Origin of the sequence: Actinomadura sp. SCN-SB, from assembly GCF_043906805.1 — a bacterium.
Taxonomy (GTDB): domain Bacteria; phylum Actinomycetota; class Actinomycetes; order Streptosporangiales; family Streptosporangiaceae; genus Spirillospora.
This window is the reverse complement of record NZ_JBIMPP010000013.1, coordinates 43823-58023: the sequence shown is the minus strand read 5'-3', so window position 1 is coordinate 58023 and position 14201 is coordinate 43823. Positions and strand designations below refer to the sequence as shown.

Below are 14201 nucleotides of genomic sequence, written 5' to 3'. Positions count from 1 at the left end.
ACCGTGGCAGGGCGGGGAGGGGTGCGTGATGGACGCTGGTTCCGGGGCGCCGGGGCTGCCCGGACTGACCGGCCTCGACCACATCGGGTTCACCGTGCCCGACCTGGAGGAGGCCACCCGGTTCCTGGTCGACGTCCTGGGCTGCGAGTACCTGTACACGCTCGGGCCGTTCCGCGACGACGAGGGCGAGTGGATGGCCGAGCGTCTGGGCGTCCATCCCCGGGCGGTGATGCGGGAGCTGCACTTCTTCCGCTGCGGCGGCCAGGCGATCTTCGAGGTGTTCGAGTACGCCTCGCCGGACCAGCGGACCGCCGTCCCCAGGAACAGCGACATCGGCGGGCACCACGTCGCGCTGTACGTGGAGGACCTGGACGCCGCCGTCGCGTACCTGCGTGAGCGGGACGTCACGATCCTGGGCGAGCCGACCGTCAGCAAGGGGCCGAGCGAGGGGCAGCGCTGGGTGTACTTCCTCGCCCCGTGGGGGATGCAGTTCGAGCTCGTCTCCTACCCGGGCGGCAAGGCGTTCGACCGCCTGCCCGCGCGGGACCGCCCGGCCGCCTGGACGCGCGGCGCCCCCGGCCGGGATCGGGCGGGCGGGTCATGACGCCGGACGCGGCCCGCGAGACGCCGGACCGGGAGCCGGCGCAGAAGCAGAGCGCGCAGAAGCAGGCCGCGCGGAGACCGGCGTCCCCGAAGCAGGCGACCCCGGAGGCGGCGAGCAGGCGGATCGCCGGATGTCTGCGGGAGGAGATCCTCAGCGGCCGGATCGCGCCCGGCGAGCGGATCCGGCAGGAGGAGGTCGCGGCGAGGTTCGGCGCGAGCAGGCTGCCGGTGCGCGAGGCCCTGCGCATGCTGGAGGCCGAGGGGCTCACCGAGCACGAGGCACACAAGGGCGCCCGCGTCCCCCGGCTCGACATGCACGAGGTGGACGTGATCTACCAGATGCGGGAGCGCCTGGAGCCCTTGGCGCTCGCCGAGAGCCTCCCGCACCTCACCGAGGACGACCTCGACCGCCTCAGGGACCTCCAGCTCCGGATCGAGGCGAACACCGACGTCGGCGAGTTCCTCACCCTCGACCGCGAGTTCCACCTGCTGACCTACCGGGGCTGCCTGATCGACCAGCTCCTGGCGATGGTGGTGCGGCTGTGGAACTCCACCCAGCACTACCGCCGCGCGTTCATGCACCTCACCGGCCCGGAGCGGCGCTGGGTGGTGCACGCCGAGCACCGGCTGCTGCTGGACGCCGTGCAGCGCCGCGACGCCGTCGACGCCGAGCGGTATCTGAGCGGGCACATCCGCCGCACCCGCATCGAGCTGTCCCGCCACCCGGAGGTCTTCTCGGAGGGCCCGGCCGGATCGGAGAGGCCCGCCGGATGACGCAGTCGTTCACGCTCACCGTCAACGGCGAGCACGTCACCGTGGAGGCCGATCCGGGCACCTCGCTGCTGCACGTCCTGCGCAACGAGCTCGGCCTGCGCGGCACCCGCTTCGGCTGCGGCCTCGGCCAGTGCGGCGCGTGCTTCGTGATGCTGGACGGCGCCGTGGTCCCGTCCTGCGACACCCCGATGTGGTCGGCGCAGGGCAAGACGGTGGTGACGGTGGAGGGGCTGGGCGGCGACGGCGTCCTGCACCGCGTCCAGCAGGCGATCCTGGACGGCCAGGCGGCGCAGTGCGCGTACTGCATCTCCGGGATCGCGGTGAACGCCGCCGCGCTGCTGGACGCCACCCCGGAACCGTCGGAGGAGGAGGTCACCGAGGCCCTGGACCGCAACCTGTGCCGCTGCGGCGTGCAGCGACGCGTCGTCCAGGCCATCCTGGCGGAGGTGCGGAAATGACGGGCGCCCCGGTCTCCCGCCATGTGACCGTCGGACCGGACGGGACGATCGAGGTGCGGGTCGGCAAGGTCGAGATCGGCCAGGGGATCGTCACCGCCCTCTCGCAGATCGCCGCCGACACGCTGGGCGTCCCTCCGGAGCGGATACGGATGCTGCCCGCCAGCACCCGGTACGGCCCGAACGAGGGCTTCACCGCCGGAAGCCTGTCGATCGCCACGTCCGGCCCCGCGCTGCGGGCGGCCTGCGCCCAGGCGCGCGCGTTGTTCGTGGCCGAGGCCGCCCGCCGCTGGGAGGTCGGCCCCGGAATGATCACCGTCCGGGACGGGCGGCTCTCCTGCGGAGACCTCACCACCTCCTACGGCGAGCTGGCCGAGAGCGTCGACCTCGGCGTCCCCGTGGACCCGGACGCGGCGGCGGGCGCGCCCGCCGAACCCACCGGGCAGATCGGCGGGAGCCTGCCCAGGCTCGACCTGCCGGCCAAGGTGGCGGGGCGACCGGCCTACCTGCACGACCTGCGCCTCCCCGGCCAGCTCTTCGGCCGCGTGCTGCGCCCGCCCTCCCCGGGCGCCAGGCTCCTCCGGTACGGCGCGTCGCGGTTGGACCCCCAGGTCACCGTGGTCCGGGACGGCTCGTTCCTCGGTGTCGTCGCCGCGGACGAGGCCGCGGCGACCCGAGCCCTCGCGACCCTCCGCGACACCGCCGAATGGGACGAGCGCGACACCCTCCCCGACGAGAACGACCTGCACGCCTACCTGCGCTCGGGCCCCCATCGGACCATCGAGACACCCACCGTCGGCGAGCCGCCCGCCACCGGCCGCAGGCTGCGGGCACGCTACGGCAGGCCCTTCATCGCGCACGCGTCCATGGCGCCGAGCTGCGCCGCGGCCCGCTGGAACGACGACGGCACCCTCTCGGTCTGGACGCACAGCCAGGGCATCCACCCTCTGCGCACCGCGATCGCCGGCTCCCTCGGACTGGAGGAGTCCCGCGTCCACGTCGACCACGTCGACGGCGCCGGCTGCTACGGTCACAACGCCGCCGACGACGCGGCCTTCGACGCCGTCCTGCTGGCACGGGCCGTTCCCGGCCGGCCCGTGCTCGTCCAGTGGACCCGGCAGGACGAGCTGACCTGGGCGCCGTTCGGCTCCGCGATGTCGGCGGACGTGTCGGCGACCCTCGACGAGGCGACGGGCCGCGTGACCTCCTGGGAGTACGAGCTGTGGAGCCAGGGCCACGCCGCCCGTCCCGGCTTCGCCGGCGCCCCCGGCCTTCTCGCCGGCGCGTACCTGGAGAACCCGCTCGCTCTGCCCGCCGCGGCCGACCCCCCGCTCGAACGCGGCGGCGGTTCGCTCCGCAACGCCGTCCCGATCTACGCGTTCCCGCACCGCCGCGTCACCGGGCACCGGCTGCTGGAGACCCCGATCCGGTCGTCGGCGCTGCGCTCGCTGGGCGCGTTCATGAACGTCTTCGCGATCGAGTCCTTCATGGACGAGCTGGCCGGGGCCGCCGGCGCCGACCCGCTGGAGTTCCGCCTCGCCCACCTCACCGACGACCGCGCCCGCGCCGTCCTCGAACGCGCCGCCGAGGCCGCCGGCTGGGGCACTCCCCCGCCCTTCGAGGACGGCGGCCGCGGCCTCGGCTTCGCCCAGTACAAGAACGCCGGTGCCTACTGCGCGGTGGTCGCCGACGTCGAGGCCGGGCGGCGGATCCGCGCGCGGCGCCTGACCATCGCGGTGGACGTGGGCCGGGTGGTCAACCCCGACGGCGTCCGCAACCAGATCGAAGGCGGCGCCGTCCAGGCCACGAGCTGGACGCTCAAGGAACGGGTCCGCTTCGACCGCCGCCGGATCACCAGCGGCGACTGGGAGTCCTACCCCATCCTCCGCTTCTCCGAGACCCCGCACGTCACCGTCGACATCGTCGAGCACCCCGGCACGCCCTCGGTGGGCGCCGGGGAGGCCGCCCAAGGCCCCACCGCGGCCGCCCTCGCCAACGCCGTCGCCGACGCCCTCGACGGCGTCCGGGTCCGCGATCTCCCCCTCACCCCAGAAGCCGTCATGGACGCCATCAACGGCTGACCGCCGATGGAGAACCCATGCCTGACGATCCACAGCCCCCAGACACTCCGGACCGCGGCCGGCTCACCGAGCCCCGGCTACGCGACCTGTTCGCCGAAGGCTGGGACATCGAGGCGCTGGAGCCCGCGAGCATTCTCGGGGTGGTGCCCGATGGCCTCGGTGAGATCAGCGAATGGCCGCGCGACGACAAGGGCAGAACCCCGATGACGGCCTGGCGCCTGCTCGCCGAGCGGGCACGACCGTGACCGCCCGCGCCTTCGGCAAGGTCAAGGCCGGAACGCGATAAACCCTGCGCCGAAAAACGGTACGCACGAAAAAGCGCTCGCCATTTCCGGTGGCCCACGGCAGCATGGACGGGCACCGGCTTGGGGAGGGTGGTGGGCCGTGCTGGCGGAACGAGGCGGCGGCCGGTCGCTCCGGCGGCGGGCGGTTCTGCTGGCCGTGCGTCATTACGGCCGCGTGCTGCGCCGTCAATGGCGGGTCTCGCTGCCGGCGATGGCGCTGCCCGCGCTCGGGAACACCTTCCTGTTCTATCTGACACCGCTGGTGGTGGCGGCCCTGGTGGGGCATCTGGCCGGCGGCGGCGAGAGCGATCTCGCGGCGCTCCTGCCCTACCTCTTATGCTTCGCCGGGCTGATGCTGGCGGGCGAGTCGCTGTGGCGGGCGGGGCTGCACTTCGTCAACCGGATGGAGGGCCGGGGCATCGAGCGGCTCGCCATCGAGGGCATGGACGAGTTGCTGGCCAAGGACGCCGCCTTTTTCCAAGATAATTTCGCCGGTTCGCTGACCAAACGGATATTGGGCTATTCCGGGGGCTTCGAGCACTTCGCCGACGCCCTCGTTTTCTCCATCATGGCGAATGTGGTGCCGCTGTCCTTCGCCTCGGTGGTGCTGTGGCGGTATCACCCGGTCCTCGTCCTCGTGCTGGTCGGACTGATCATCGTCACCGGTTTCCTCGTCTTCCCGTTCATCCGCCGCCGGCAGGTGCTGGTGGACGAGCGCGAGGCGGCCAAGGTGCGGGTGTCGGGCCACGTCGCCGACGTGATGACCAACATGGAGACGGTCCGCGCGTTCGCCGCCGAGCGGCGGGAGGCCGCCGAGTTCCGCGGCCGGGTCGCCGAGCAGTACCGCCTGACGCTGCGGTCCTGGGACTACGGCAACCTCCGGGTGGACACGATCGTCGCGCCGATGTCGATCCTGACCGCCACCCTCGGGCTGCTCGCCGCGGTGGCGCTGCGCGGCGGGCTGGGGGTGGAGGCCGTCGTGGTGACGTTCTCCTACTACACCCACGCCACCCGGATCATGTTCGAGTTCAACCAGATCTACCGGCGGCTGGAGAGCACCCTCACCGAGTCCGCCCAGTTCACCGAGCTGCTCCTGGTGCCGCCGACGGTCGTGGATCCGCCCGATCCGCTGCCGCTGCGCCCGGCCGACACGGCGGTCCGCTTCGAGCGGGTGCGCTTCGCGTACGGCGACGGCCCGCCCCTGTTCGAGAAGCTGGACCTGGAGATCCCCAGCGGTGCCAAGGTCGGCCTGGTGGGCCGGTCCGGCGGCGGCAAGACCAGCCTGACCCGGCTGCTGCTGCGCCTCATGGACGTCGACGGCGGCCGGATCCTGGTCGGCGGCCAGGACATCGCGCGGCTGCGCCAGGCCGACCTGCGCGGGCTGATCGCGTACGTCCCGCAGGAACCCGCGATGTTCCACCGGTCGGTGCGCGACAACATCGCCTTCGCCCGGCCCGGCGCCACCGAGGCCGAGATCATGCGGGCCGCGCGGGCGGCGCACGTCACCGAGTTCGCCGAAGGGCTGCCGCACGGCTTCGACACGCTGGTCGGCGAGCGGGGCGTCAAGCTCTCCGGTGGCCAGCGGCAGCGCGTGGCGCTCGCCCGCGCCATCCTGCGGGACGCCCCGATCCTGCTGCTGGACGAGGCCACCAGCGCCCTGGACTCCGAGAGCGAACTCCTCGTCCAGGAGGCCCTGTGGCGCCTGATGCGCGACCGCACCGCGCTGGTCGTCGCGCACCGGCTGAGCACGGTCGTCCGCATGGACCGCCTGGTCGTCCTCGACCGCGGCCGGGTCGTGGAACAGGGCTCGCACCGGGAGCTCCTCCAGTCCAAGGGGCCCTACGCCCGCCTTTGGCATCACCAGTCCGGCGGCTTCCTCACCGAGGACCTCACCGAGGACACCCGCCGCCCGGCCTGACGGATCGGCCGCCGCGCCTCCCTGCTCCGCTCCGCCGCATGTCACGGACGGGCGGAGTGACTCGTCTCGGGTTGTGGAGACACGTTCTATGAACAGGGCCAGGGAAGGAACGATCATGCGGGTGTTCTTGGCAGGCGGGTCCGGGGTGCTGGGCCGCACGCTGGTGCCGCGGCTGGTGGAGCGGGGCCACCAGGTGACGGCCACGACGACGGGAGCGGCCAGGCTGGGCCTGCTGGCGCGGCTGGGCGCGGAGGGCGTCGTGATGGACGGGCTGGACGCGGCGTCGGTCCGCGAGGCGGTGGCGGCGGCCCGTCCGGACGTGATCGTGCATCAGATGACGGCGATCGGCACGGCGCACGCCGGCAAGGCCGACATGAAGCACATGGACCGGTGGTTCGCCGGCACCAACCGGCTGCGCACCGAGGGGACGGACCACCTGCTGGCCGCCGCCGAGGCGGCCGGTGTCCCCCATGTCGTCGCGCAGAGCTACGCCGGCTGGAACGGCATCCGCGGGGGCGGCTGGGTGAAGACCGAGGAGGACCCGCTGGACCCGATGACGGGAACGCCCGCCGAGCCCGGGATGGCGGCGATCCGCCACGTCGAGGACGCGGTCGGCCGGGTCGGCGGCGCCGTCCTGCGCTACGGCTGGTTCTACGGGCCGGGCGCCATGGACGCCCTCGTCGAGCCGGTGCGCAAGCGGCAGCTCCCCGTCATCGGCGGCGGCGCCGGGCACTGCTCGTGGATCCATCTGGACGACGCCGCGTCCGCGACCGTGCTGGCGGTGGAGTCGCGGGCCAGGGGCGTGTTCAACATCGTCGACGACGATCCGGCCCCCGCCCGCGAGTGGGTGCCGCACCTGGCCGCGTGCGCGGGAGCGAAGCCGCCGCTGCGCGTCCCCGCGTGGCTGGCCCGCCCGCTCGGCGGGACGGTGGCGGTGTCGGTGATGACCGAGGGCCGCGCCTTCTCCAACGCCAAGGCCAAGCGGGAACTGGGCTGGGCGCCGAGCCACCCCTCCTGGCGTGAGGGCTTCCGCGACGCCCTGCTCGAAGACTCGCCCGCGGCCCCCGGCACGGCGGCCTGACCGGCGGGCGGCCGGGCCGTGGCGAGTGCGGGTTGTCAGTACGGGTTGGCCACGACCAGGTCCTGGGCGGGGAACAGGGTGAGGATCCGGGAGCCGGTCTCGGTGACGACGACCTCCTCCTCGATGCGGGCCGCCGAGAAGCCGTCGTCGGCCGGGCAGTAGGTCTCCAGGGCGAAGACCATGCCGGGTTGCAGCTCGATCGGTTCGCGCATGCTGTTGAGGCGGGAGATGATGGGGCGTTCGTGCAGGCCCAGGCCCAGGCCGTGGCCGAACTGGAGGCCGAAGGCCGCCATCTCGTCCTCGAAGCCGAACTCGGTGGCGCGGGGCCAGACGGAGGCGACCTGGTCGGTGGTGACGCCGGGCTTGATCATGTCGATGGAGGCGTCCATCCACTCCCGCGCCTTGGTGTAGGCGTCGCGCTGGCTGGGGGTGGCGCTGCCGACGCTGAACGTGCGGTAGTAACAGGTCCGGTAGCCGTTGAAGGAGTGGATGATGTCGAAGAACGCCTGGTCGCCCGGCCGTATCAGGCGGTCGGAGAAGTTGTGCGGGTGCGGGTTGCAGCGTTCCCCGCTGACCGCGTTGATCGCCTCGACCTGGTCGGAGCCCATCGCGTAGAGGCGCTGGTTGGCCAGGGCGACGATCTCGTTCTCGCGGATCCCGGGCTTCAGCGCCTCGACGATGTCCTGGTAGACGCCGTCGACCATCGCGGCCGCCTGGGTGAGCAGGGTGATCTCGTCCTGGGACTTGAGCTGCCGGGCGTCCAGCATGAGCTGCTGGGCGTCCACGACGGTGAGGCCCTGGCGCTGCATCTCGAACAGGAACGGGGGTTCGACGATGTCGACGCCGACGGGCGCGTCCGCCACGCCCGCGTCCTCCAGGAGGCCCTTGATCTGGCGGACGGCGTCCTCCATGAGCCCGGCGCTGGGGGCGATGGCGCCGCGCAGGCCCAGCATCCCGGCGTGGCAGTCGGCGGGGTCCAGCCACGGGCTGTAGAGGCGGTGGTGGCGGGCGGCGGAGCCGAAGTCCCACAGTTTCGGCTCGCCGCCGCGGGTCAGCAGGGCGTAGCGGGTCATCTTGTCGCCGAGCGCGCCGCCGATCCAGGTCTGCGTGACGTACCGGATGTTGTAGAAGTCGAAGAGGAGGAACGCGCCGCACTCGCTGGCCTCCAGGGACGCCTTGGCGCGGCCCAGCCGGTACTCGCGGAGCCGGTCGAAGTCGACGCGCTGCTCGTAGTCGACGCCCATGTGCCCTGGGGCGGGCAGCGGGGCGGCCTCCGCCGTCATCTCAGTCTCCTTCCTCGGGGCCGGTGCCGAGGCCGTCGTCGACCTCCACGTTCTCCGGGACGAGGTCGAGCCCGGCCGCGGCGGCCTGAAGGTCCAGCAGGATCGCGAAGTCCTCGTCCACCCGACCGGTCGCGACGCTGGCCTGGATGAGCTGCGCGGTGAGCGCGGTGACGGGCAGGGGGACGCCGAGCCGCCGTGCCGCGTCCAGGCCGAGGTCGAAGTCCTTGCGCAGCAGGACGGGCGTGAACGTGGGCCGGTAGTCGAGGTTCACGAACGCGGGCGACTTGTAGCGGGTGAAGCCCGAGCCCATCACGCTGTTGTTGAAGAACTCCAGGAAGGCGTGACGCGGGACGCCGCCCTTCTCGGCCAGGACGGTGATCTCGGCCAGCGTCTGGGTGACCACGCCCAGCATCAGGTTGTGCGCGATCTTCACCAGCCGCGCCTTCTCCCCCTCGCCGACGTAGGTCGAGCCGCGGCCGAGCAGGTCCAGCAGCGGCGCGACCTTGTCGTAGGTCTCGCGGGGCCCGGACACCACCAGGCTGAGCTTCCCGGACTTGACGACCTTGGCGTTGCCGCTGACGGGCGCGGCGAGAAAGGCGGCGCCGCGTTCCTCGCAGGCGGCCCGTACCCGGGCGGACGCCTCCGGCGACACCGTGGAGCAGTCCACGACGACGCCGGGCACGGCGTCCCCGCCCAGCAACCCGCCCTCGGCCAGCAGCACGTCCTCCAGGTCCTCGGAGGTGCCGACCGTGGTGAAGACCACGTCCCTGTCACGCAGATCGGTGAGCGAGGCGCACACGGACGCGCCGTGTTCCTTCAGCGGTTCGGCCTTGGCGAGGGTGCGGTTCCAGGCGGTGAGGTCCACGCCCGCCCGCGCCAGCCGCTCCGCCATCGCGGCGCCCATCCGGCCGGTTCCGATCCAGCCGACCGCTCGAGTGTCCGAAGGGCGGTCGGCTTGCCCTCGCGGGGGGTGTGGGGGGTCGTCCCCCCACCGGGCATCGGCTGGTTCTTGCGGGGGGTGTGGGGGGTCGTCCCCCCACCGGGAATCGACTCGTGTCATCTGCCCCTGCCTCCACAATCGTTTGCGATTCTCATGGGTTTTCCGCCGTTCCGAGCCGGGCCGCGACCCAGTCGGCCGTGTACGGGCGGTGCCAGGGCGCGCGGTCCGCGCAGCCGTGGTTGGCCTCCTCCAGCATCAGCAACTCCACCTCGCCGCCCGCCGCCCCGGCCAGGCGCTCCGCGTGCCGCCAGGGGATGAGGCGGTCCTTGCGGCCGAACACGATCAGCAGCGGCGCGGTGATCCGCTTCGCGTGACCGTCCAGGGTGAGCGTCGAGGCGATGCGGCGCGCCTCCTCGTCGGTCCCGGCGGACGACCGGACGCGGAAGGTGTCGCGGGTGAGCGCGGGGAGCCCGGACCAGCAGTCGCCGAAGTCGTACGGGCCGGCGAGCGCCACGCACGCCTTGACGCGGTCGCCCACGGCGGCGGCGACGCGCGGCGCGTAGTAGCCGCCGAGGCTGACGCCCCACACGGCGATCCGGTCCGCGTCGATCTCCGGCCGCGCGCCCAGCGCGTCCAGGAACGCCTCGCCGGGACGTGACCAGTCGCCGCGGATGGGCAGGTCGTACTCGGCCTCGCCCTGCCCCGGGCCGTCCACGCTGAACGTGGCGATCCCGCGGTCGAGGAAGGTCCGCTCGACGGTGCGCTGCTCCTCCTTCGTGGAGTCGAGCCCGGAGATCAGGAGCACGGCCGGGTACGGAGCGGCGCCGCCGGAGGGGACCCGCAGGACGCCGGCCAGCCGCGATCCCTCGAACGGGATCTCGACGCGGTGCCCCGGCGGGGACAGGTGCGGCAGGGCGTCGTTCAGGCACCGCACCGCGTTCGCGTGCGCCTCGCGCATCTGGTCCAGGTCCTCGACGAACACGAACTTGGCGAAGTGGTAGTAGATCGCGGCGCGTTCCAGATGCTGTCCCGCCGACAGCGCGCGGCCCTCGGCCAGGGCGTCCCGTCCCAGCGTCTCGTGCTCGGCGGCGACCGCCGACCAGGCCGCGCACCAGTCCCGCCAGTGCTCAAGCCCCTGGGTGACCCGGCCGAAGTCGGCGACGGTCACCCCATTGGTGGTGAAGCGCGGTCCCCAGTGTGCGATGGCCGACGCGACCCGATCGTCCATGCTCCGCCTTTCTGTGAATCGGAGGGCGCCGCCGTGCCGCCCGGGAGCGGTGGCGGCGCCGTGCCGGGAGCGCCGCCCAGGTACAGCGCGGCGATCTCCGGGTCGTCCCTGATGGACGCGGCGGGACCGGCCATCCTGACCTTGCCGCCCTCCATCACCACGCCGTGCGTGGCCAGCCCGAGCCCGAGCCGGACGTTCTGCTCCACCAGCAGCACCGTGGTGCCGGACCGGTGCAGGTCGCCGATGAGCCCGGCCACCCCGGCGAGGCTCTGCGGGTCCAGGCCCAGCGACGGCTCGTCCAGCAGGATGATCTTGGGGTCCAGCATCAGACAGCGGGCGATCTCCACCATCCGGCGCTGCCCGCCGCTGAGGTTGCCGGCGTGGTCGCGGGCCCGCTCCGCCACGATCGGGACGCGCTCGCGCACCATGTCCAGGCGCTCGCGCAGCAGCGCCCGGTCCTTGCGGATCAGGTACCCGCCCATCAGCACGTTCTCGTGCACGGACATGGTGGGGAACAGCGCCCGCGACTGCGGCACCTGCGCGATCCCGCGGCGCAGGATCTCGTCGGGCGTGCGGTCGCCGATCGGCTCGCCGTCCATCGTGATCTCGCCCTCGCCGCACCGCAGCAGCCCGCTGATCACGCGCAGCACGGTGGACTTGCCCGCGCCGTTCGGGCCGACCACACAGGTGATCGTCCCCTCCGCGCAGTGCAGGTCCACGCCGCGGAGCACCATGCCGCCGCCGTAGCCGGCGACCACCGAGGTCAGCGTCAGCATCTCAGCGCGCCCCCTCCCCGGCCGGAGGCCCGGCGGGCCCCGCCGGCTCCAGGCGGAAGTCCTCGCCCAGGTAGGCGTCCATCACGGCGGGATCCTCGCGGATCGTTCCCGGCGGGCCCTCGGCGATCGGCCTGCCCCGCGAGAACACCACGATCGGGTCGCACAGCTCCAGCACCAGCGGGATGTTGTGCTCGACGATCAGGAAGGTCATCCCGGCCGCGTTCAGCTCGCGGATCACCCCGGTCAGCACGCCCAGCATGCTGGGATTCACGCCGCCCGCGGGCTCGTCCAGCAGGATCAGCTTCGGCTCCAGCATCAGCACCTGCGCCAGCTCGACCAGCTTCTGCTGCCCGAAGGACAGCGAGCCCGCGGGCTCGTCCGCGAACCGCGCCAGGCCGACGATGTCGAGCAGCTCGCGCGCCCGTTCGGCCTCGTGGCCGCGCACGGCGCCGGCCACCATCGTCCGCCAGCGCGCGTCGGGCTGCGGCGCGACCACGTTCTCCTGGACGGTCATGTCCTTGAACAGCCGGGTCACCTGGTAGGTGCGGCCGAGCCCGAGGTGGCCCCGCACCCAGGGCCGTAGCCGGTCGATCCGCCGCCCGTCGAACCAGATCTCCCCGGCGTCGGCCGTCATCCCGCCGGTGACCAGGTTGAACAGCGTGGTCTTGCCGGACCCGTTGGGCCCGATCAGCCCGGTGATGGTGCCCTGCCGCACGGTCAGGTCGGCGCCGTCCACCGCCCTCAGCCCGCCGAACCGCTTGGACGCGCCGCGCACCTCCAGCAGCACCCGTCCCGCGCCGGCCTCGTCGGAGGCCCGCGCGGCGCGTGAGACGGCCGGAGACGGCAGGTCGGGACCGGACCGCGCGGCCCGTGCCTCCAGCGCGCCCTTCTGGTCGATGAACTCGACGTCGGCGGGGTGACGGCGGCGCCACCACGACTCGACCGTGGGCAGCAATCCCCTGGGCAGGAACAGCACCACCACCATCAGCGCCAGCCCGAACAGCAGCACCCGAGCCGAGTCACCGCCCCCGTAGACGTTGGCGGCCTCGCTGACCAGGTTGACCACGAACGCGCCGAGGACGGGGCCGTACAGGGTCCCGCGCCCACCGGCCAGGCAGGCCAGGACGATCGTGACGCTGCCCAGGATCGCGAACGACCCGACCGGGTTGATGAAGGTCAGGTAGTAGGCGTAGACGGAGCCCGCCACCCCGATCGGGAACGCGCTCGCCGCATAGGCCACGATCTTGAAGCGGGTCGTGTTGACGCCGATCGAGGCGGCCTTGCCCTCGTCCTCGCGGATCGCGACCAGCCCGGCGCCGAACTTGGTGCGGCGCAGCCACGCGCTGAACGCCACGGTCAGCACGACCATGACCAGGAAGATGTAGTAGAAGGGGATGTTCTGGTAGTCGCGCCCCCAGAACGGCAGGGGCAGCGTGATGCCGTCCGAGCCCAGCGTCAGGCCCCGGGCGTTCACCGCGAGGATCTGCGCGGCCAGCAGCATCGCGATCGTGATGATGACGAAGGCGTGGCCGCGCGTGCGCAGCACCACCGACCCGATCGCCACCGCGATGACCGTCGCCACGACCCCGCCCAGCGGCGCCGACAGCAGCGGGTTGACGTCCCACCGCACGGCCATGATGCCCGCGGTGTACGCGCCGAGCCCGAGGAACATGCTGTGGCCGATGGAGACGTAGCCCGCGTACCCGGAGATGATGTTCCAGGCGGACGCCTGCACCGCCAGCAGGAACCCGAGCAGCAGGACGCCCTGCGGGTACGGCTCCCACGGGTTGATCACCGGGTACAGCAGCAGCGCGAGCAGGCATGCCAGGGCGATCAGATGGATCCGGGGGATCCGCCTCAGCGGCCCCGTGCTCTTCGGCGCGCTCTCCCGTTCCGTCATGGCGCGTCCTCCCGCAGCCGCGCGCCGAACAGGCCGTGCGGGCGGAAGAGCAGGACGGCCATGATGACGAGGTAGAAGACCAGGGTCGACCAGGCCAGCGAGCCGTAGGTGGCGGTCAGCGTCTCGGCCAGGCCCAGGATGGTCGCGCCGGCCAGCGCGCCGGGCAGGCTGCCCATGCCGCCGAGCACCACGATGCCCAGCAGCCGCGAGATCCAGTCGTAGTGGGACGCCGGGAAGAACGGGTACAGCACCGACAGGATGGACCCGCCGACGCCGGTGGTGGCGGCGCCGATCGCGAACGCCAGGGCGGCGGTGCCGGACGCGCCGACCCCGACCAGCGCGGCGCCCGAGGGGTTCTGCGTCGCGGCGCGGATCGCGCGTCCCGTCCAGGTGCGGGTGAGCACGAAGTACAGGACGGCCAGCACCGCCATCGCCGCCAGGAACCCGAACAGCTGCGCCTTGGGCAGCGAGATCCCGCCGACCCTGAACGACTCCTCGAAGTAGGACGGGGCGGCCGACTTGAACTTGTTGCCCGCCGTGACGTTCAGCACGCCCTCGATGACCATCGCGAAGCCGAAGGTCAGCAGGACGGACATGGACGGCGGCGCGTTCCGCACCCGGGAGATCACCAGCGTGTAGACCACCCAGCCGAAGGCGAACATCAGCGGGGTGGTGACCACCGACGCGACGATCGGGTCGATGCCGGTCTCCCGCCACATCCACCACGTGACCATGGCGATCAGCACCAGGAACGCGCCGTGCGCGATGTTGATGATGTTCATCACCCCGAAGATCAGGGTGAGTCCCGAGGCCATCAGCGCGTACACCCCGCCGATCAGCAGCCCCAGCACGATCGCCTGAGTGAGCTGCGTCATCGG

Annotated in this window: 13 protein-coding genes; 7 read left to right on the top strand and 6 right to left on the bottom strand. The window is 72.6% G+C overall.

Annotated elements, in window-relative coordinates; genetic code table 11:
• Positions 1-28 precede the first annotated feature (28 nt).
• From ACGWYJ_RS11350 to ACGWYJ_RS11320, 7 genes are all read left to right on the top strand, one after another.
• Positions 29-604, top strand: a complete 576-nt coding sequence (locus ACGWYJ_RS11350) for a VOC family protein (protein ID WP_395105847.1) — start codon at positions 29-31, stop codon at positions 602-604.
• A complete protein-coding gene (locus ACGWYJ_RS11345) occupies positions 601-1377 on the top strand; it encodes a GntR family transcriptional regulator (RefSeq protein ID WP_395105846.1) in 777 nt (258 codons plus the stop codon). Before ACGWYJ_RS11350 ends, ACGWYJ_RS11345 begins: the two co-directional genes overlap by 4 nt.
• On the top strand, positions 1374-1835 hold the full coding sequence (locus tag ACGWYJ_RS11340) for a (2Fe-2S)-binding protein (protein WP_395105845.1): 462 nt from the start codon (positions 1374-1376) through the stop codon (positions 1833-1835). The genes ACGWYJ_RS11345 and ACGWYJ_RS11340 overlap by 4 nt, the downstream gene beginning before the upstream one ends.
• Positions 1832-3913, top strand: a complete 2082-nt coding sequence (locus tag ACGWYJ_RS11335; protein ID WP_395105844.1) for a molybdopterin cofactor-binding domain-containing protein — start codon at positions 1832-1834, stop codon at positions 3911-3913. The genes ACGWYJ_RS11340 and ACGWYJ_RS11335 overlap by 4 nt, the downstream gene beginning before the upstream one ends.
• A 17-nt stretch (positions 3914-3930) precedes the next feature.
• The gene (locus ACGWYJ_RS11330) at positions 3931-4158 is read left to right on the top strand and encodes a hypothetical protein (RefSeq protein ID WP_395105843.1); all 228 of its coding nucleotides are present in this window, start codon (positions 3931-3933) and stop codon (positions 4156-4158) included.
• A gap of 139 nt (positions 4159-4297) precedes the next feature.
• Complete coding sequence (locus ACGWYJ_RS11325; RefSeq protein WP_395105842.1) at positions 4298-6115, top strand: ABC transporter ATP-binding protein; 1818 nt, start codon at positions 4298-4300, stop codon at positions 6113-6115.
• A gap of 115 nt (positions 6116-6230) precedes the next feature.
• The gene (locus ACGWYJ_RS11320; RefSeq protein ID WP_395105841.1) at positions 6231-7196 is read left to right on the top strand and encodes an NAD-dependent epimerase/dehydratase family protein; all 966 of its coding nucleotides are present in this window, start codon (positions 6231-6233) and stop codon (positions 7194-7196) included.
• 35 nt (positions 7197-7231) lie between these two features.
• On the opposite strand, the gene ACGWYJ_RS11315 is transcribed toward ACGWYJ_RS11320, so the two are convergent.
• The 6 genes from ACGWYJ_RS11315 to ACGWYJ_RS11290 are packed head-to-tail and all read right to left on the bottom strand — an operon-like array spanning position 7232 to position 14198.
• Positions 7232-8479, bottom strand: a complete 1248-nt coding sequence (locus tag ACGWYJ_RS11315; RefSeq protein WP_395105840.1) for a M24 family metallopeptidase — start codon at positions 8477-8479, stop codon at positions 7232-7234.
• Position 8480: 1 nt separating this feature from the next.
• The gene (locus tag ACGWYJ_RS11310; protein ID WP_395105839.1) at positions 8481-9539 is read right to left on the bottom strand and encodes an NAD(P)-dependent oxidoreductase; all 1059 of its coding nucleotides are present in this window, start codon (positions 9537-9539) and stop codon (positions 8481-8483) included.
• A 31-nt stretch (positions 9540-9570) separates the two neighbouring features.
• Complete coding sequence (locus ACGWYJ_RS11305; protein ID WP_395105838.1) at positions 9571-10647, bottom strand: alpha/beta hydrolase family protein; 1077 nt, start codon at positions 10645-10647, stop codon at positions 9571-9573.
• On the bottom strand, positions 10584-11423 hold the full coding sequence (locus tag ACGWYJ_RS11300) for an ABC transporter ATP-binding protein (protein ID WP_395105837.1): 840 nt from the start codon (positions 11421-11423) through the stop codon (positions 10584-10586). Before ACGWYJ_RS11300 ends, ACGWYJ_RS11305 begins: the two co-directional genes overlap by 64 nt.
• A gap of 1 nt (position 11424) precedes the next feature.
• Positions 11425-13323, bottom strand: a complete 1899-nt coding sequence (locus ACGWYJ_RS11295; RefSeq protein WP_395105836.1) for an ATP-binding cassette domain-containing protein — start codon at positions 13321-13323, stop codon at positions 11425-11427.
• Positions 13320-14198 (bottom strand): branched-chain amino acid ABC transporter permease, encoded by an 879-nt coding sequence (locus tag ACGWYJ_RS11290; RefSeq protein ID WP_395105835.1) that lies wholly within the window; start codon positions 14196-14198, stop codon positions 13320-13322. Before ACGWYJ_RS11290 ends, ACGWYJ_RS11295 begins: the two co-directional genes overlap by 4 nt.
• Positions 14199-14201: the final 3 nt, after the last annotated feature.

What these genes read in the sequence shown, in the direction of transcription:
- ACGWYJ_RS11350 (WP_395105847.1), top strand. Translation starts at nt 29, where the DNA reads ATGGACGCTGGTTCCGGGGCGCCGGGGCTGCCCGGACTGACCGGCCTC.
- ACGWYJ_RS11345 (WP_395105846.1), top strand. Translation starts at nt 601, where the DNA reads ATGACGCCGGACGCGGCCCGCGAGACGCCGGACCGGGAGCCGGCGCAG.
- ACGWYJ_RS11340 (WP_395105845.1), top strand. Translation starts at nt 1,374, where the DNA reads ATGACGCAGTCGTTCACGCTCACCGTCAACGGCGAGCACGTCACCGTG.
- ACGWYJ_RS11335 (WP_395105844.1), top strand. Translation starts at nt 1,832, where the DNA reads ATGACGGGCGCCCCGGTCTCCCGCCATGTGACCGTCGGACCGGACGGG.
- ACGWYJ_RS11330 (WP_395105843.1), top strand. Translation starts at nt 3,931, where the DNA reads ATGCCTGACGATCCACAGCCCCCAGACACTCCGGACCGCGGCCGGCTC.
- ACGWYJ_RS11320 (WP_395105841.1), top strand. Translation starts at nt 6,231, where the DNA reads ATGCGGGTGTTCTTGGCAGGCGGGTCCGGGGTGCTGGGCCGCACGCTG.
- ACGWYJ_RS11315 (WP_395105840.1), bottom strand. Translation starts at nt 8,479, where the DNA reads ATGACGGCGGAGGCCGCCCCGCTGCCCGCCCCAGGGCACATGGGCGTC.
- ACGWYJ_RS11310 (WP_395105839.1), bottom strand. Translation starts at nt 9,539, where the DNA reads ATGACACGAGTCGATTCCCGGTGGGGGGACGACCCCCCACACCCCCCG.
- ACGWYJ_RS11305 (WP_395105838.1), bottom strand. Translation starts at nt 10,647, where the DNA reads ATGGACGATCGGGTCGCGTCGGCCATCGCACACTGGGGACCGCGCTTC.
- ACGWYJ_RS11300 (WP_395105837.1), bottom strand. Translation starts at nt 11,423, where the DNA reads ATGCTGACGCTGACCTCGGTGGTCGCCGGCTACGGCGGCGGCATGGTG.
- ACGWYJ_RS11295 (WP_395105836.1), bottom strand. Translation starts at nt 13,323, where the DNA reads ATGACGGAACGGGAGAGCGCGCCGAAGAGCACGGGGCCGCTGAGGCGG.
- ACGWYJ_RS11290 (WP_395105835.1), bottom strand. Translation starts at nt 14,198, where the DNA reads ATGACGCAGCTCACTCAGGCGATCGTGCTGGGGCTGCTGATCGGCGGG.